Here is a 17,304-nt window from a genome sequence, read left to right on the forward strand (position 1 = left end):
ATTGTTTTAAAGAATACAATAAATCAGTGAAAGGCGGTTTTGTTTTATATAACGGCAAATTTTTTCGTGCCGACGAGAAATTGTTTTCAGGAGATGAGTTATTCCGTCTCGAAGCAGGTATCAAAGTCTGGTTTCGCACAGAGGATAACGAAATCTTGTTCCACGGACAAAATTATGCCTATTTGTGTGCTGCCACCAGGGCAATCAATCTGATCCTGCCCGAAGATTTTGATTTGGGCGGAGCACGTTTGCGGCGCGATGTTTCCCGGTTACTCAACAAGAATAAATTCTACCTGGCTGGTCGGGTAGTGGCGTATCTTTTCCCAGGTGTCAACGGAACTGATGTGCTGCTAACCGCAGAGGAAATTCCCCGCGGTTTCTTTCCGATGAATGAAAACGGCCTGCTAATTGATATTTTCAACGAGGGCAGAAAATCGGATACGGTGATGAACCCCTATGAAACAGGTAGCCGGTTTTTGTGGATGATTGCCGCAGCCAAGGCGCAGTCGTTAAACCGGCAGAATATGATTTTAAAGAATCATGCGGGTTTTTGCTGTGAAGGAATTGGTACCTCGTTCGGATATATTCATGAAAATGTGTTGTATATACCTTCAGAAAAAAGTGAAGGTTACAGGGTTGTACTTACCGAAATGGTCCGGGAGGCAGCCAGGCAGGCCGGTTTTCTGGCAGCAGAAAAGGACGAAATCTCTACATCCGATTTGGAGCAGGCCGAAGAAGTTTTCCTGATTGACAATGCATTGGGCATTCAGTGGGTTTTGGGAATTGGCAACCGACGTTACTACAGTACCAAAACATTTGAAATAGTAAAGAAACTGCAACTGATGGCACAAAATAAAAAAGCCTTTAGCAATGCAAAAGGCTGATTTCATATGTAATGGCCTATTTTAATTCCAGTTCGGGTCTTCCGGGAAATTTTGCCACATCGTATAGCGTCCTCCCACTTGTTTGACACTTTCCATCCAGAAATTCTGATCGCTCGTCATGATACTTTTCACGTTGGTTTCGGCAACGAGCCATGAATTTTCCTTGATTTCGGCCTCTAGTTGTCCTTCACTCCACCCTGAATAACCGAGGAAAAAACGCACTTGTTCCGGATTTACCACACCTGAGGTAATTAACATCTTCAGGTGATCAAAATCGCCGCCCCAGTAAAGGCCATCCATCACCTTAACGCTTCCGGGAACTAAGTCACCCAACGTGTGGATGAAGTAGATCATATTGGTGCTTACCGGCCCGCCAATGAAAACCTGTGTATTGAAACTGGTGAGCTCATTCATAAATTTGTGTACCGGAAAATCTACCGGTTTGTTAAGGATGAACCCAACCGCTCCTTCACCGGAATGTTCAACAAGAAGAACTGACGACCTGTTGAAATAATTTCCCGGCAGGAAAGGTTCCGAAATAATAATTCGACCTTGTTTCGGAGCAATCTTACTTTCTATTTTAAAGAAATCGAATTGCATAATCGGTTTATTCTTCTTAGTAAATTAGAAATTAATCCTGATTTTTCAAATACCTAAAGCCGGCTGCCGGGCACGATTCGGTGCAACTCTGCCGTGCAAATACGTGACAACAAAAACGATGCCCTATTAAAAACCGAATTATTATTTTTCTTCAATAATGAAGATATCTTCGTCCTTCTTTTTCATCAGGTATTGCTCTCGGGCAAACTTCTCAAGGTTTCGGGAATCTGTCTGTAACTCTTTTAATTTTCTTCGGTCCGATTCAATTTTATTCTCGTAGTAAGCTTTTTCAGCATTCAGCTTATGGAGCTTTTGTTGATCCTGAAAGAGAGAAATAAAATTGTGATCATCCAGGAAAGTCATCCATACAAAGAATACTACAAAGGCCAGTAAATATTTATTGGCAACAATTCTTAGCAGTACTCGTGGGATTTTCAGCATGTCAACCTCCGGATTTTTATTCAAATTAAAACAATCCTTTTCAAAAGAAAAAGAGGAACCCGGCAAAAGGTTCCTCTTTAATATGAAAGAATGCTTAACTATCTTACTTCTTATCGGGGAGGAAATTTGGATACATGTAGTTGTGCGGCGGAACAAAGTTCTCTTTAACTGCCCGCATCGATACCCAACGAATAAAATTGAAAACTGAACCGGCTTTGTCGTTGGTTCCCGAGCCACGGGCACCGCCGAATGGTTGCTGACCAACAACGGCTCCGGTCGGCTTATCGTTGATGTAGAAGTTCCCGGCTGCATTTTCCAGTCGGTCCATAATCTTCTCAATGCTGTAGCGGTCCTGGGAGAAAACAGCTCCTGTCAATGCGTACATTGAGGTATTATCCAGAATGGACAGCGTTTCGTCAAGCTTGTCGTCTTCGTAAACGTAAACAGTTACTACAGGTCCAAACAGTTCTTCCTGCATGGTGATATAATCAGGTTTCTTTGCCAGGATAACTGTAGGCTCGATAAAGTAACCTTTGCTCTTGTCGCATTTTCCCCCGGAGATTACTTCAGCGTCTGCATCTTTTTGTGCGTTGTCGATGAAACCTTTCAGTTTATCGAAAGAAGATTCGTCGATAACCGCGTTAACGAAGTTGGTAAAGTCTTCCGGGCCACCCATTTTAACGGTCTTAAGCTGGGCTTCGATAGCTTCCCATGTTTTTGGCCAAATGCTCTTCGGAATGTATACGCGGGAAGCTGCAGAACATTTTTGCCCCTGGTATTCGAACGCCCCACGAACAAAGGCGGTAGCCAATGCCCGAATGTCAGCGGTATTGTCAGCAAAGATGAAGTCTTTTCCACCGGTTTCGCCAACAATACGCGGATATGTTTTGTATTTGTGAATATTCTCACCAATGGTTTTCCAGATGTTCTGGAAGACTTCGGTTGAACCGGTGAAGTGGATTCCGGCAAAGTCTGGGTGATTAAATACCACATCGGCTGCGGTTGGTCCTGAAACATGGACCAGGTTAATTACCCCGTCCGGTACACCTGCTTCGCGCAGTACTTCCATGATAACGGCTGCAGAATATACAGCGGTTTTCGATGGTTTCCAAACAACGGTATTCCCCATCAGGGCAGGAGCAACCGGAAGGTTACCAGCGATTGACGTGAAGTTGAAAGGGGTTAGTGCAAAGACGAAACCTTCAAGCGGACGGTAAGCCGCATAGTTCCAGGTCCCTTTGGATGATTCTGGTTGCATTTCGTAGATGTCAACCATGCACTTCACCCCGTAGCGGTAGAAGTCGGCCAATTCGCAAGCTGCGTCAATTTCAGACTGGAACGCATTTTTCGACTGTCCCAGCATGGTAGCAGCATTGATTTTCGAGCGATACGGCCCGGTCAACAAATCGGCTGCTTTCAGGAAAATGGATGCGCGGTGTTGCCATGATATCCTGGACCACTTTTCACGGGCCTCAAGGGCAGCGTCGATTGCCTGGCTGACATGCGAAGCATCACCCTGGTAATAGTGCCCCAGCAGGTGATCCAGATCGTGCGGAGGACGCATCTCAATCTTCTTGTCCGTTGTCACTTCTTTTCCTCCGATAATCATTGGGAGGCTAACTGTCATTGCGCGCAGTTCTTTGATTTTTTCCTGTAATTCCTTACGTTCCGGTGTACCTGGAGCGTAGCTCAATACCGGTTCATTTTTTACTTCAGGAATATTAAAGAATCCTTTGGGCATGATTTTATGGATTTTTGCGTTATTATATAATATCAGGATTTTCTAATTCGATCCTTTTGCAACAAATTTATGGATTTAGATGTAGAGATTTGCTAATAAAAATCAGCTTTAAAGCTGGCCTTTTATTCTTGCGGAATAGGGAAGAAAATGAAAAAAGCAGAAATTGGCAGAGGAAGAAAAATTACTAATTTTAATTGCTTAAAATTGCAAACTAACCCTGGGGATTAGATGTTTGAAAAATTACTAAATTTTATTGGAAAAGCGTATCCTTCAGCAACTCACGGAGACCTGAGGAAAATCCGGACGCTTTTCTTCTTTTATCTTGCCGCCATCATTCTTACATCGTGGTGGATTATATTTGATTCATTCAATTTTCCAACGCGTAATAACTATCAGGGAGAGTTAAGTCTTTTTGGAATGGCCATTCTTGGCTATTACTTTGTTATTAAAGGGCAGCGAAGTGCAGCTGTTGGGCTCATTCATCTTTTGCCATTTCCAATCTATTTTCTTTTCATTTCTTCGGAATATGCGATGCTGCCACCCGAACAATCAATTCCGCTTACATTAAGTGTGTTGATTTTTGGGTTATTCTTTTTGCTCATTTTTGCCAAACAACAGGTCCAGTTTACCATCTATTTTGTGATTTCATTTACCACGTTGTTTCTTCATACCTGGTGGGTAAAAGATCACGGATATATTTTGTCTTTTTTCTGGCCCGACCATAATCCTTATATTAATCCGCTGTTTATTTATCTGGTCGTTTGGTTGCTCTCGTATGTCATTTTTTCATTTAACCGGCGGGCATTGGAGGAATCATCCGATCGGCTCGTTTTTCAGCAACGCAGAGTTGGCGGTATTTTGCTTCAAATTCCGGACGGAATTTTGCATATGTCCTACATCCGTGACGAGCAGGGACAGAAGACAGAACTACTTATGTTGCACATTAATCCTGCATTCGAGGAAATGTTTGGAATAAAAAACAGCGAGGTTCGTGGCCGTCCTGCATCGTCCATTTTTCAGAAGATTTTTAGGGATAAAGTCGACTGGCAGAAAATTTTTCTAACCGGGAGAAAAAGTAAACACGAAATTTATGTGCCGCACATGGAGAAGTGGTATGAAATTTATCTTCTTCATCTAGGCACGGAAGAATTGATTGGTGTGTTTCGTGATGTGACAGCAGCGAAAAAAGCGCTGGATGATTTGTCTTCCAGTCGTCATCGGTATAAGTTGCTATTGGAAACCATTCCCGATATTTTCTTTGTTATCGATAAGGACGGGACCTACATCGATTATGTAGCGAAAGAAGAGGAAGGAATCGATATTGCGCCTGACGATATTATTGGAAGTTCTATTTTCGAAGTGGGATTTTCGGAACGCATGGTACGGCAGGTTTTCCATTCTATCCAGACGGTTATCAAATTCGATGCGATTGAAACCATTGAGTATGCACTCGATATTCCCGGTAGGGGAACTTGCTTGTTTGAAATGCGTATGGTGAAATTATCTGACGTGGCTGTGATGGCTGTGTCGCGTGATATCACCAAAAGGAAAATTGCCGAGCAACGGATCGAGGAAGCGAGGAAAAAGGCAGAAGAAGCCGATCGGTTGAAGTCAGCTTTCCTGCAGAATATTTCGCATGAAGTGCGTACGCCGATGAATGCTATTCTTGGTTTCTCCAATATGTTGATTGCTGAGGAAGTGCCAAAAGCAGAACGTGATAAGTATCTTCAGTTGATAACCAAAAACGGACAAACGCTGCTGCACCTGATAAACGACATGATTAAGCTGGCCCAGATTGAAAGCGGTCAGATTGAAGTTAAAAAGCAATTCTTTTCCGTCAATAACCTGATGGTGGATTTGCACCGTCAGTTTATTTACGAAAAAGAGCAACGTGGAAGAAAGCATCTGCGGCTTAATATCTCTACGGGCAATGATAATCCACAATTTTCCATCTATTCCGATGGCAATAAAATCAGGGATATCATGGAAAATTTGTTGGATAACGCAGTGAAATTTACCCATGAAGGGGAAATTGAATTTGGATATCGCATGCTGGAGGAGAACAATATTGAATTTTTTGTACGCGATACCGGTATTGGAATTCCGGTAGATATGCACAAGGACATTTTCCGGCGTTTTTATCAGCTTGACAGTAGCCTGACGCGTGAGTATGGTGGAACAGGGATTGGCTTGTCCGTTGCTCAGGATTTTGTCGATAAACTGGGTTCTCGTTTACAAGTCACTTCCGAATCAGGAAAAGGTGCCCGATTTTTCTTTGTGATACCAGTTGAAGCCGGTAACGGATTTCTGAGAGTCGTATAGGCCTTTCGTAGTTGTTTTTACCCGTTTTTATTCGTTTGCAGAATTGATAACCTGGTATCCGATTAATTGGTCGTAGCGTGAACTGATACCCCGGTAATACACAAAAATCTGGTAGTTGTTTTCGGTTTCTACATGGCTTCCCTCCAACAGCGAGGTATTGATTTTCCCGTCATCATTACGGACATAGGCGTATTCATAGTCATAGAAACCCTGTTTCAGCAAAAGCGCCAGCTCATATTGCTTGCGCTCGATGCTGTAAACCATCTGATTGGACGGAGAACACTGCCAATCAGATAATTCCCCAAAGACATAAATATTTCCTTCGGTGAGTGGCGCCTGTATATCAAGTGAAAAGTGAACCATTGCATAATCGGATTCCACATTACTGTCGGTTACATTATCCCTTTTGACCAGGTAATGTCCATTCAAATCGTTTTCGAAATGGTAATCCTGTCCGTGCCGGTCTTTATCGGCGTACAAAGTAACATGATATAACGGCGATAAATATTGGATGCCGGCTATCCCTTTGCCATTCACTCTTAGGCTCTTCATGTCGAAGTTCCTGAATTCATTTCCTCCCGGGAATACATTCTCCCCGCTGTAGTCATATGTCAATGAATTTTCACGGATAAACTGAGGAAGTAAATCCGTTTTGGCATTGTCCCATCGTCCGTTTTGCATCAGCAACACTTTGACTTCGTTTCGTGGATTTTGAATGGAAAAATCGGGATGCTGTATTTCAAAATCTACTTCCTGATTCGGGCCTTTATAACTATCGTAAGTGGCCGCTTTTACTCTTCCTGTCACACTTACTTTCTGGCCTACAACGAAAAAGCGCCGGGAGAGTAGCGGCTTGGTATGACTGTAGTCGCGCCAAACAGTTAGAACATAATTCCCGGAAAGCTTTAGCTTGACATCGTCGTTCGGAATACGAAGCAGATAGTTGACATATGGGATCGTGGTATTGACCGAATATTCATAATCATCGATGGAATTCTCAAAAAAGCCATCGAGGTATTCCGATTCAATCAGATTGGAAGGAGTCCAGTCGGTCGTACAATGTTTGATGGTGTAACTGTACGTATGGGCTTCGCTGGAAAGATCATCGAATTTGAGGACCAGATGTTGGCCGGAACCCAAAATGAGCACGGGCTGCGAAAATTCCCATCCTTCTCTGTATAACTGAACAGTATGTATATTATCGTTGTATACATGATTGCTCAGGAGGTTTTCGTCGTCGGGATTATCGTTTCCCTGTGCGTTTTTTGCTGAAGCGGTTGGCCAACAGAAGAGAGGGGCCATGAGGATGAAAATAAGATGTATGGTGGAATGGCGATACATATGGTAAAATTAACGAAAAACTAAATAACGTTTACACTTGTTAAAACATTCATATATACAGACATTTGCAAGAATTTCCCTGTTAATTTGAATTTTGTTGGGAATGAATATTCTAGAATGGGCTTTTAAATTAGGGCAAAGATTGTGAAAAAGTACCTAAATATTTACTTTTGTGCATCAAATTAATCATTCAAATCACTACAATGTCAAACGTTATAAAGCTCAAGAGAGGTTTAGATATTCAGCTGAAGGGTAGGGCCGGGCAGATCCTGGAACAAATGAATCGTCCCGATACTTTCGCCATTAAACCTACCGACTTTCATGGGCTTACCCCGAAACTTGCAGCAAAAGAGGGAGATAAGGTGAAAGCCGGTTCTCCGCTGTTTTTCGACAAGTATCAGCCGGATGTCAAGTATGTTTCTCCGGTAAGTGGCGAGGTGGTTGCCATAAACAGGGGTGAGCGTCGCAAGATTTTAGAGGTGGTTGTGAAGGCAGATGGTGAAAACCAGTCTGAGGAATTCAGGAAGGCCAACCCGGCTGATTTAAGCCGCGACGAGGTTCGTGAGGAATTGCTCCGGTCAGGTTTATGGCCAACAATCCGGAAACGGCCTTATGGCATAGTGGCCCAACCGGGTGAGAATCCCAGGGATATCTTCATTTCGTGTTTCGACAGTGCCCCTCTGGCCCCCGATTATGATTATGTCCTAAGCGGTGAAGAAAACGCCTGGCAGACTGGTCTTGATGCACTGGGCAAGTTGACCGATGGTAAGATCTATCTCGGTTTGCCGGCTGAAGGTGCCAACAAGGTTTTCGCCAATTCAAAAGGTGTTGAAATCAACCGTTTCCAGGGGCCACATCCTGCCGGAAACGTCGGTATCCAGTTGTATCATGTAGCGCCGCTTGCTAAGGGCGATGTGGTGTGGACCATACTGCCACAGGATGTTGTTGCCATTGGTAAGCTGTTTGAAAAAGGCATTTACGACCCGTCCCGTATCCTTGCTTTTGTGGGCTCTGAGGTGAAAGAACCACGCTATTACCGAACGTGGGTTGGAGCCAATCTGGCCGGCTTGTTCGAAGGCCGGTTGACCAATGAGCATGTTCGTTATATTAGCGGCAACGTGCTGACCGGTACCCGAATTGAACCGGACGGATTTTTAGGATTTTACGATTCGATGGTTACGGTTATCCCCGAAGGCGACTATTACGAAGCCTTTGGCTGGGCCCTTCCCGGATTTAATAAGTTTAGTCCGTCTCATACCTTCTTCACATGGTTAGGTTCGAAGAAGAAGAAATATCGTCTGGATACCAATAAACACGGAGAAGAACGTGCATTTGTTATTTCGGGTGAATACGAAAAAGTATTACCGATGGATATTCTTCCTGTATACTTGTTGAAAGCCATTTTGGCCAACGATATCGACAAGATGGAGAAACTGGGTATCTATGATGTTGTGGAAGAAGATATGGCGCTTTGCGAGTATATATGTACCTCGAAAATTCAGGTGCAGAGTATCTTGAAAAAAGGTATTGACTCCATGATCAAAGAGTTAGGCTAACGGACTGTCTTTTTAGTTGAAAATAATTCAAATATATCGATGAAAGCAATTAGAAATTTGTTCGATAAAGCAAAGCCCCATTTTGAAAAGGGTGGTAAATTTCACATGTTCAAATCGGTCTTTGGTGGATTCGAGACATTTTTGTTTGTCCCGAACCATACGAATAAGAACGGAACACACATCCGTGATTATGTTGACCTGAAGAGGACCATGGTGATTGTTGTTGTTGCCCTGATTCCCGCTTTGCTTTTCGGCATGTATAACATAGGTTATCAACACAATCTGGCTGTAGGAGAAACTGCTGATTTCTGGCAGGCCTTCTTTTATGGTTTTATTCGTGTTTTACCAATAATAGTCGTTTCGTACGTAACCGGATTAGGAATTGAGTTTGCCACGGCGCAGATGCGCGGGCACGAGATTAACGAAGGATTCCTGGTATCAGGTATGCTGATTCCGCTGGTAATGCCAATCAACACGCCACTGTGGATGATTGCTGTTGCTACAGCTTTTGCCGTCGTCTTCGGTAAAGAGGTATTTGGGGGAACAGGTATGAATATCCTGAACCCGGCACTTACAGCACGTGCATTCCTCTTCTTTGCCTATCCGTCCTTTATGTCTGGTGATTCAGTCTGGACCCGAATCGGGGCCGGCAATCATGCGGTCGATGGTTTTTCCGGTGCTACCGCAATGGCACAGGCAGCTCAGGGACACCCCATCACTTATTCAGTTTCCGATATGTTCTTCGGTTTTATACCCGGTTCCATTGGTGAAACGTCAACACTCGCCATTCTGATTGGCGCTGCTATTTTGCTTTGGACCGGAGTTGGAAGCTGGAAAATCATGCTCTCAGCTGTAGTGGGTGGAACCGTTATGGGGCTTCTGCTGAATATTTTTGCTGTGAATGATTATATGGCCGTTCCGTTTTGGGAACATTTCATCATGGGTGGTTTTGCCTTTGGTGTGGTATTTATGGCCACCGACCCGGTGTCTGCTGCACAAACGCCAAAAGGAAAATGGATTTACGGTTTCCTTATCGGATTCCTGGCCATCCTTATCCGGGTTGTCAATCCGGCTTATCCTGAAGGTATGATGCTTGCCATCCTGCTGATGAACGTATTTGCCCCGCTGATTGACCACTATGTGGTAGAGGGCAATATTAAACGGAGAATGAAACGCGCAACTGTTAAAGCCTAAATAATTAAGAAATGGATAAGAACGGAAACGCTTACACATTCATATATGCCTCGGTAATGGTTGTTCTGGTAGCTGCGGTTCTGTCGTTTGCTGCCATGAAACTGAAAACACCGCAGGATAGAAATGTGGAGATAGAAAAACAACAAAGTATACTCAAGTCGTTAAATATTGTAGTCGGCGCGGATAAGGCAGAGCAGGTCTACAAAAAGACAATTACCGACTCGTACATTGTTAATACAAAAGGTGACAAGGTAAATGGCGATGCCTTTACCGTTAACCTGAAAGAGGAGCATGCCAAGCCGGTTGACGAGCAGAAATTGCCTGTTTACGTTGCCGATTTGGGCGATCAGGGTAAGAAATACATTATACCCGTAAGGGGAACCGGTTTGTGGGGACCTATTTGGGGATATCTGGCCTTCGATAGCGACCTGAGTACCATCTACGGAGCAACCTTCGATAATGAAGGCGAAACTCCCGGACTTGGTGCGCAGATTTCGACCGAAGGATTTCAGAAGCAATTTGCAGGCAAATCCATCTTCAATTCCGAAGGTAAATTTGTTTCCATCTTCGTGGCCAAGGCGAGTGAAAAAGGGAAAGCGAATCCCAAGCATAGTGTTGATGCCATCTCTGGCGGGACAATTACCAGTAAAGGATTGCAAAAAATGCTTCAGGATGACTTGAGCAAATACACCGAATTCTTTAAAAAATTAAGATAAAATGAGCGACAAGGAACCTTTATTCTCTAAAAAGAACCTGAGCTTGCTAACTGATCCGCTGAACAGCAAAAATCCGATTACCGTTCAGGTTTTGGGTATTTGTTCAGCATTGGCAGTTACCGCTCAGTTGAAACCGGCAGTGGTAATGTCGCTGGCTGTAATTGTGGTTACGGCATTTTCCAATTTTACGATTTCACTGCTTCGGAACGGTATTCCTAATCGTATCCGAATCATCGTTCAGTTGGTTGTGATCGCGTCATTGGTAATTTTGGTCGACCAGCTGCTGAAAGCCTATGTTTACGATGTAAGTAAGCAGCTCTCTGTGTTCGTCGGCCTGATTATAACAAACTGTATCATCATGGGACGTTTGGAAGCTTTTGCCCTTGGGAACAAGCCAATCCCTGCCTTCCTCGATGGTATTGGTAATGGTGCGGGTTACGGACTAATCCTGGTTATCGTTGCTTTCTTTCGGGAGCTGCTCGGTTCGGGAAGCATCTGGGGATATCATGTAATCCCGGCCAGCTGGTACATCGACAACGGAGGATGGTACTCGAACAACGGTATGATGATTCTGCCTCCAATGGCCTTGGTTACTGTAGGCGTTATCATCTGGGTACAGCGCAGTAAAAACCGCGATTTGATCGAGGACTAATCAGAAACTGAAAAAAGAACAAGCGATATGGAAAATTATATAAACCTGTTTGTCAGATCCATCTTTGTGGACAACATGGTATTTGCCTACTTCCTGGGAATGTGTTCCTTTCTGGCGGTATCAAAATCGGTCAAAACCGCTACGGGACTTGGGCTTGCAGTCATATTTGTTTTGGGAATCACCGTACCGGTCGATTACCTGCTTGAAAACTATGTATTAAAAGAAGGTGCATTAACGTGGCTGAGCAAGGACTTTGCCAACGTTGATTTGGACTTCCTCAGCTTCATCATGTTCATCGCGGTTATCGCCTCAATGGTGCAATTGGTTGAGATGGTCGTTGAAAAATATGCACCTGCCCTGTACACTAGTCTGGGAATTTTTCTTCCCCTGATTGCGGTAAACTGTGCGATTCTGGGAGGATCGCTCTTCATGCAACAGCGTCAGTTTGTTAACATCGGCGAGGCAACGTCTTACGGTCTGGGGTCCGGCGTGGGTTGGTTCCTGGCGATTGTGGCTATTGCGGCTATCCGCGAAAAGATCCAGTACTCCAATGTACCGGCCCCGCTTCGCGGCTTGGGCATCACCTTCATCATCACTGGTCTGATGGGGATTGCATTTATGGGCTTTATAGGTATTAAGTTGTAATCAGCGAAGGGATAAGAGCGAAATGATAAAATCAATTGAAATCATGATAATTCTGGCATCACAAACAGCGGTTATTGTCACCAGTGTTGCGGTATTCCTTCTGGTCATCCTGCTGCTGGTTGGTATTTTGCTGTATGCGAAAACGAAGTTAACCCCATCGGGGTCTGTCGTTGTAAACATCAACGATGGCGAAAAAACGATTGAAACGGAACCCGGTTCTTCGTTGCTTTCAACACTTGGGAATAATAAAATCTTTCTGCCGTCGGCGTGCGGAGGTGGGGGTACTTGTGGTATGTGCCGTTGCCAGGTTGATTCGGGGGCCGGAAGTATTCTTCCGACTGAAACCGGATTCTTCACCCGGAAGGAGCAACAGAACAACTGGCGTCTTGCTTGCCAGGTGAAAGTGAAAGAAGACATCGAAATGCGCGTTCCGCAGGAAGTGATGGGTATCAAGAAATGGGAGTGTACAGTTGTTTCGAACAGGAACGTGGCTACCTTCATCAAGGAATTTGTAGTAAAACTGCCCGAAGGCGAAAATCTCGACTTCAAATCAGGTGGTTATATACAGATTGATGTTCCGAAAGTTGAAGTGGACTTTAAAAATTTTGACATTGATGAGAAATTCCGGGGCGATTGGGAGAAATTAGGTATGTTCGATCTGAAGATGAAAAATCCGGAACCGACTTACCGCGCTTACTCGATGGCCAACCATCCGGCAGAAGGTAACATTGTAATGCTGAACATCCGTATTGCAACACCTCCTTTCGACCGGGTAAATGGTGGATTCCAGAAAGTAAATCCGGGAATCTGTTCGTCTTACATCTACTCGCTGAAGCAGGGTGATAAGGTAACGATTTCAGGGCCTTACGGTGAATTCTTCCTGAAGGATAATGATAACGAGATGATGTTTATCGGGGGTGGGGCCGGAATGGCGCCGATGCGTTCGCACTTGTTCCACTTGTTCCACACAGTGAAAGAAAAGAAAAAGAAAGTGACCTTTTGGTACGGTGCACGCTCATGGAAAGAAGTTTTCTACTACGAGCAGTTCCGCGATATCGAAAAGAACTTCCCGAATTTCGAGTTCCATCTGGCATTGTCGGAGCCGCAGCCCGAAGATAACTGGGACGGGCCGGTAGGTTTCATACACCAGGTGATTTATGACAATTACCTGAGTAAACACGAAGAACCGGAAGAGATCGATTACTATCTCTGCGGTCCTCCAATGATGAACTCAGCAGCGACCAAAATGCTGTACGAACTAGGCGTTCCGGATGAGAACGTATTGTTCGACGATTTCGGCTAATTTTCACTTCGGAAATTCAAACAGAAGAGGCTGTTTCAAAATCTCGTTTCAGCGCCGGCTAACTTCCATTAATTGTCGGCCGGTTTATCTGAAGAGGGGCTTGAGACAGCCTCTTTGTTTGATGGACAAAAAACTTTGACGGGAAGGTTTCCCGTCCCGGGAAAGCATGAAAACCCACCCCGGGCAAAACTCTGTTGTTGTGTTTTCCTACCGGGAATCGTTACTAGGTAATATGAAAATTATGCGTGTGAAAATATTCGTCATGTTGGTCATGCTCGCTGGTGTTGTGAGCATTTGTTTTGCGCAGGATCCGTTTAATCATACTGATTCTCACGGAATGAAACAGGGACAGTGGATTGGTCGGTACCCCGATGGGAAAATCAAGTACGAAGGGACCTTTATTGATGGCCGGCCGGTGGGACAAATGACACGATATTATCCTAACGGACAATTACAGGCACAGATGCATTATGTGCCCGGTTCGGACAGTATTATTGCTGAAATTTATAATGATGAAGGCAAACGAACAGCCAGGGGTGTTTTCCTGGGAAAGAAGAAATCGGGGAGATGGACCTATTTCGACAGTGGTCGCGTTGTTTCCTGCGAACATTATCAGGATGGCTTACATGTGGGAACCGATACCATCTACTTTAAGAACGGAACCCCGGCACGTACAAGCGAGTGGAAAACCGGCCGGATGAATGGCGTGATGCGGGAATTATACCCCAATGGCAAAACCAAGTTCAAAATGCATTATGCCGATGGCAAACGCGACGGCTTGACAATGGCCTATTATGAAAATGGTACCCTGGAAATAGAAGGAAATTATATCAACAACCTACGTACCGGCAATTGGGATTTTTACAACGAGGGCGGAAGTTTAAAATATACCCTGAAATATGATAAAGGCGTTCTGCTGAACAGCGATGCATTGGATAAAGCTCAGCAGAAAGAGTTCAATGAAATGGAGAAAAATCGCGAGGTACTGAAAGATCCGGAAAAATACCGCAACGATCCGTCCGGTTATATGGCGCCCCGTCCTTAACGTTTTTCTTTTTGGGCGTACCAGCGAAGAATAAGGTCCACTACCTGGTTGTAGTTGAAGGTCCCCTGTTTGATGTTATTGCTTTTCAGGTAGGCATCGTTGGCCGCCGTTTGAATACGGTCAAGCTTTTCATTACGCATGGCCCGCCAGTATTTTTGTTCCGCCCTGATGTCAGCAATCACCTCGGGCCTTAATTTCTTCACGTAATCACGGTAGTTTTTCAGTGGAAGTGCATCCACCAGAAAATATTGGATCAGGTTAAAATTGGCCGAATAACGCAAATACGGGTTTTCAGAAGTACTGCAAACCACGTAGGCACAAAAATTGGCTTCCGACTCCCTTGCCATGCCGAATTGATGCGCCTTTTCGTGCGCCAGCACAAATGGATATTCGGTAGGCAACAATTTCCCGTTGATTTGTATTTCGTTGAAAAACGGCCCGAAATAGCCACTCACGCCAGACTTGGCAAACAGGCCTGAATAAAGCATTGTTTTGGGACGTCGGTAACCGTTGGGACAGTCTATTTGTAAAAATGCAGAATTGGCCTTGTACGAAGCTTCAACCGCCCTGTTAACATTCTTCTTTTTCATGCTGTCCATTTCCATCCATGATGCGTTGGTTTGCGCAATCAAGTTGTCGAGTGTTTCCACGAAAAGACTGTCGGGTAGCTTAGCTTCAGTAAAGTGAAGACGATTGTCGATGGACGGGCGAAAGTAATTGAATCCCCAAACCAGATAGAAGTAACTGTAAAGAATTGCCAAAAATTGTAAGGTTTTCAATAATGTGGGAGTGAACCTGATTTTCCGGATTATCAGCAACAGAATAACAATAATGGCAGCGAACACAAACCCGGTCCAGAAAACATCCCACAGTGAAAATGGTATAAACTGGCTGAAAAATGAGAGTATCGTCGCAATAACAGGATAAGCCCCATGTGAATACCACTCATCGGTCCGTTGCGGAAAGCGAATAGCCAACCGTGTTATCAGGAAAACAACAGCTGCCACCCAAAACGGTAAATAACGGGTAGAAAACAGAAATCCGCGCACTTTTCGCCAGTAACCCATTCTCAATACTTTTTTTTTCAAAAATATAAAAATGAGCATTGGTAAATCTGATCGAAGGCAGATGATTTACTGCCTGTTTAGAATAAGAATGCAACGAAAGTTCTCTTTCATCGCCGGAAAAATTAATTTTACTGAAAAGCTTCCGGATGAAACTAACCTGGTTATGGATATTGTTTTGCATTCCCTTACTTGCCCATGCGCAAAGTGATGGCGCCCGTTACCGGGTTGAGTTTACCGACAAGGCAGGGACCCAATACGATTTAGCTCATCCGGAAACATTTTTATCCCAGCGCGCCCTGCGTCGTCGTGAACGGTACCACATTCCGGTTGATGAAAAAGATTTGCCCGTTTCCGGTGTATATCTCGATAGTTTGAAGACGCATGGATTTAAAGTACTGTATACCTCGGGGTGGTTTAATTTTGCGACAGTTGCTGTTGTTTCTCCCGGAGATACTGCCGGAGTTTCGAGGTGGAATTTTGTTCGTTCGATAAAACTAACCAGGCCGGAAAATATGCTGAAAAATGTTATAAAAAAGTGGGCTGAGATTAAAACACCTTCAACAAAAAGTATTCAAACTGAACCTGATGACAGCTATGGTTATTCGAGTGGGCAAATTGCTCAGTTGAATGGGAAAATATTGCATGAGAATGGTTTTAAGGGACAAGGCATGTTGATAGCGATTCTTGATGCCGGGTTCAGGGCAGCCAATCAATTGGCCGTGTTCGATTCGCTTTTTCTGCAGAACAGGATGTTGGGAACACGTGATTTTGTGAATCCCGAATCCAATGTTTTTGAGGAATATCAGCACGGTATGAATGTGTTGTCACTGATGGGGGCAAATACTCCTGGTAAATTAGTTGGTACGGCCAATGATGCATCCTATTTTCTCATCCGGACGGAAGATGAAAATTCCGAATATCCGGTTGAGATGGATAACTTTATTGCGGGTTTGGAGCTGGCTGATAGCGTTGGCGCCGATGTCATTAATGCTTCGCTGGGTTACTTTTATTTTGACGATCCTGCTGAAAATCTCAATTATGATGAGCTTGATGGAAAAACGCTGATGATTACGCAAGCGGTGGAAACGGCGGAACAAAAAGGAATGATTGTCTGCGTTAGCGCCGGTAATGAAGGAGAAAGTGCGTGGCGGTACATCATTGCCCCGGCCGATGCCAAAGGGATTTTAAGTATGGCTGCTGTAAATGCGGCAGGTGAGAGGGCGAGGTTCAGCTCTATCGGTCCTTCTGCCGACGGCCGCATCAAACCGGAAGTGGCAGCTTGTGGATGGGACACCTGGCTTCAAAAATATCCGGACGCAATTGGCGTTTCGAGCGGAACTTCTTTTTCTTCTCCCCTGGTCGCCGGATTGACGGCGTGCCTGTGGCAGGAATATCCTGATAAAAGTCCTGCGGAAATAGTTGATGCAATTATCCAAAGTGCCAGTCAGTATACTTCTCCAGATAATTACCTGGGATATGGAATTCCCGATTTCGGGAAGGCATCATTACTTTTACAGAAGACACAGGTCGATGGAGATTCGGAAAAGCAATGGAACGTATCGCCTAATCCGTTTGATGAAAAAATTCGACTTGAATACCAGGGAAAAGGATTATTGGATGATGCTTCAGCTACCTGCATATTGATTAGCAGCACGGGAACAATTTTAAAGGAAGAACGTTTGTCAGGCAGAGTCAAATTGGTAAATAATCTTGGAGTATTGCCGTCAGGTTTATACTTTCTGCAGATAATTGCCAATGGACTAACAGAAAACCATAAACTCATTAAACGGTAACACC

General features: G+C 44.3%; 15 protein-coding genes. 10 read left to right on the forward strand and 5 right to left on the reverse strand.

What is annotated here, in order from left to right:
• The first annotated feature begins 26 nt into the window (after window positions 1-26).
• Window positions 27-884: an aminotransferase class IV gene (locus GJU82_RS16135; RefSeq protein WP_153633093.1), complete on the forward strand. Its 858-nt coding sequence runs from the start codon at window positions 27-29 to the stop codon at window positions 882-884.
• A gap of 21 nt (window positions 885-905) precedes the next feature.
• On the opposite strand, the gene GJU82_RS16140 is transcribed toward GJU82_RS16135, so the two are convergent.
• The 3 genes from GJU82_RS16140 to pruA all read right to left on the reverse strand — a co-directional run bounded on the left by GJU82_RS16140 (window position 906) and on the right by pruA (window position 3,666).
• The gene (locus GJU82_RS16140; RefSeq protein WP_153633094.1) at window positions 906-1,484 is read right to left on the reverse strand and encodes a YqgE/AlgH family protein; all 579 of its coding nucleotides are present in this window, start codon (window positions 1,482-1,484) and stop codon (window positions 906-908) included.
• A gap of 141 nt (window positions 1,485-1,625) precedes the next feature.
• Window positions 1,626-1,925, reverse strand: a complete 300-nt coding sequence (locus GJU82_RS16145) for a septum formation initiator family protein (protein WP_228488742.1) — start codon at window positions 1,923-1,925, stop codon at window positions 1,626-1,628.
• A 103-nt stretch (window positions 1,926-2,028) separates the two neighbouring features.
• The gene (pruA, locus tag GJU82_RS16150; RefSeq protein WP_153633095.1) at window positions 2,029-3,666 is read right to left on the reverse strand and encodes an L-glutamate gamma-semialdehyde dehydrogenase; all 1,638 of its coding nucleotides are present in this window, start codon (window positions 3,664-3,666) and stop codon (window positions 2,029-2,031) included.
• A gap of 228 nt (window positions 3,667-3,894) precedes the next feature.
• On the opposite strand from pruA, the gene GJU82_RS16155 reads away from it, so the two are divergent.
• Complete coding sequence (locus tag GJU82_RS16155) at window positions 3,895-5,988, forward strand: PAS domain-containing sensor histidine kinase (RefSeq protein WP_153633096.1); 2,094 nt, start codon at window positions 3,895-3,897, stop codon at window positions 5,986-5,988.
• 27 nt (window positions 5,989-6,015) lie between these two features.
• Here GJU82_RS16155 and GJU82_RS16160 read toward each other — a convergent pair whose 3' ends face one another.
• On the reverse strand, window positions 6,016-7,290 hold the full coding sequence (locus tag GJU82_RS16160) for a DUF5103 domain-containing protein (protein WP_194831083.1): 1,275 nt from the start codon (window positions 7,288-7,290) through the stop codon (window positions 6,016-6,018).
• 242 nt (window positions 7,291-7,532) lie between these two features.
• On the opposite strand from GJU82_RS16160, the gene GJU82_RS16165 reads away from it, so the two are divergent.
• The 7 genes from GJU82_RS16165 to GJU82_RS16195 all read left to right on the forward strand — a co-directional run bounded on the left by GJU82_RS16165 (window position 7,533) and on the right by GJU82_RS16195 (window position 14,440).
• Window positions 7,533-8,885, forward strand: a complete 1,353-nt coding sequence (locus GJU82_RS16165; RefSeq protein WP_153633098.1) for a Na(+)-translocating NADH-quinone reductase subunit A — start codon at window positions 7,533-7,535, stop codon at window positions 8,883-8,885.
• A 39-nt stretch (window positions 8,886-8,924) separates the two neighbouring features.
• Window positions 8,925-10,079: an NADH:ubiquinone reductase (Na(+)-transporting) subunit B gene (locus GJU82_RS16170; protein ID WP_153633099.1), complete on the forward strand. Its 1,155-nt coding sequence runs from the start codon at window positions 8,925-8,927 to the stop codon at window positions 10,077-10,079.
• Window positions 10,080-10,090: 11 nt separating this feature from the next.
• Window positions 10,091-10,795, forward strand: a complete 705-nt coding sequence (gene nqrC / locus GJU82_RS16175; protein WP_153633100.1) for an NADH:ubiquinone reductase (Na(+)-transporting) subunit C — start codon at window positions 10,091-10,093, stop codon at window positions 10,793-10,795.
• A 1-nt stretch (window position 10,796) separates the two neighbouring features.
• A complete protein-coding gene (locus tag GJU82_RS16180) occupies window positions 10,797-11,447 on the forward strand; it encodes an NADH:ubiquinone reductase (Na(+)-transporting) subunit D (RefSeq protein WP_153633101.1) in 651 nt (216 codons plus the stop codon).
• 27 nt (window positions 11,448-11,474) lie between these two features.
• A complete protein-coding gene (gene nqrE, locus GJU82_RS16185; protein ID WP_153633102.1) occupies window positions 11,475-12,092 on the forward strand; it encodes an NADH:ubiquinone reductase (Na(+)-transporting) subunit E in 618 nt (205 codons plus the stop codon).
• A gap of 43 nt (window positions 12,093-12,135) precedes the next feature.
• Window positions 12,136-13,395, forward strand: coding sequence for an NADH:ubiquinone reductase (Na(+)-transporting) subunit F (nqrF, locus tag GJU82_RS16190; protein ID WP_153633103.1), 1,260 nt, complete (start codon window positions 12,136-12,138; stop codon window positions 13,393-13,395).
• Between the two features lie 247 nt (window positions 13,396-13,642).
• Complete coding sequence (locus GJU82_RS16195; RefSeq protein ID WP_194831084.1) at window positions 13,643-14,440, forward strand: toxin-antitoxin system YwqK family antitoxin; 798 nt, start codon at window positions 13,643-13,645, stop codon at window positions 14,438-14,440.
• Here GJU82_RS16195 and GJU82_RS16200 read toward each other — a convergent pair.
• On the reverse strand, window positions 14,437-15,507 hold the full coding sequence (locus GJU82_RS16200; RefSeq protein WP_194831085.1) for a DUF3810 domain-containing protein: 1,071 nt from the start codon (window positions 15,505-15,507) through the stop codon (window positions 14,437-14,439). The genes GJU82_RS16195 and GJU82_RS16200 overlap by 4 nt on opposite strands.
• A 146-nt stretch (window positions 15,508-15,653) precedes the next feature.
• On the opposite strand from GJU82_RS16200, the gene GJU82_RS16205 reads away from it, so the two are divergent.
• Entirely contained in the window at window positions 15,654-17,300 is a 1,647-nt protein-coding gene (locus GJU82_RS16205; protein WP_153633106.1) for a S8 family serine peptidase, read from the forward strand.
• Window positions 17,301-17,304 lie beyond the last annotated feature (4 nt).

Source organism: Prolixibacter sp. SD074 (genome assembly GCF_009617895.1).
Lineage (GTDB): Bacteria > Bacteroidota > Bacteroidia > Bacteroidales > Prolixibacteraceae > Prolixibacter.

What these genes read in the sequence shown, in the direction of transcription:
- pruA (WP_153633095.1), bottom strand. Translation starts at nt 3,666, where the DNA reads ATGCCCAAAGGATTCTTTAATATTCCTGAAGTAAAAAATGAACCGGTA.
- nqrE (WP_153633102.1), top strand. Translation starts at nt 11,475, where the DNA reads ATGGAAAATTATATAAACCTGTTTGTCAGATCCATCTTTGTGGACAAC.
- GJU82_RS16155 (WP_153633096.1), top strand. Translation starts at nt 3,895, where the DNA reads ATGTTTGAAAAATTACTAAATTTTATTGGAAAAGCGTATCCTTCAGCA.
- GJU82_RS16145 (WP_228488742.1), bottom strand. Translation starts at nt 1,925, where the DNA reads ATGCTGAAAATCCCACGAGTACTGCTAAGAATTGTTGCCAATAAATAT.
- GJU82_RS16205 (WP_153633106.1), top strand. Translation starts at nt 15,654, where the DNA reads ATGAAACTAACCTGGTTATGGATATTGTTTTGCATTCCCTTACTTGCC.
- GJU82_RS16200 (WP_194831085.1), bottom strand. Translation starts at nt 15,507, where the DNA reads ATGGGTTACTGGCGAAAAGTGCGCGGATTTCTGTTTTCTACCCGTTAT.
- GJU82_RS16170 (WP_153633099.1), top strand. Translation starts at nt 8,925, where the DNA reads ATGAAAGCAATTAGAAATTTGTTCGATAAAGCAAAGCCCCATTTTGAA.
- GJU82_RS16165 (WP_153633098.1), top strand. Translation starts at nt 7,533, where the DNA reads ATGTCAAACGTTATAAAGCTCAAGAGAGGTTTAGATATTCAGCTGAAG.
- GJU82_RS16180 (WP_153633101.1), top strand. Translation starts at nt 10,797, where the DNA reads ATGAGCGACAAGGAACCTTTATTCTCTAAAAAGAACCTGAGCTTGCTA.
- nqrC (WP_153633100.1), top strand. Translation starts at nt 10,091, where the DNA reads ATGGATAAGAACGGAAACGCTTACACATTCATATATGCCTCGGTAATG.
- GJU82_RS16160 (WP_194831083.1), bottom strand. Translation starts at nt 7,290, where the DNA reads ATGGCCCCTCTCTTCTGTTGGCCAACCGCTTCAGCAAAAAACGCACAG.
- nqrF (WP_153633103.1), top strand. Translation starts at nt 12,136, where the DNA reads ATGATAATTCTGGCATCACAAACAGCGGTTATTGTCACCAGTGTTGCG.
- GJU82_RS16140 (WP_153633094.1), bottom strand. Translation starts at nt 1,484, where the DNA reads ATGCAATTCGATTTCTTTAAAATAGAAAGTAAGATTGCTCCGAAACAA.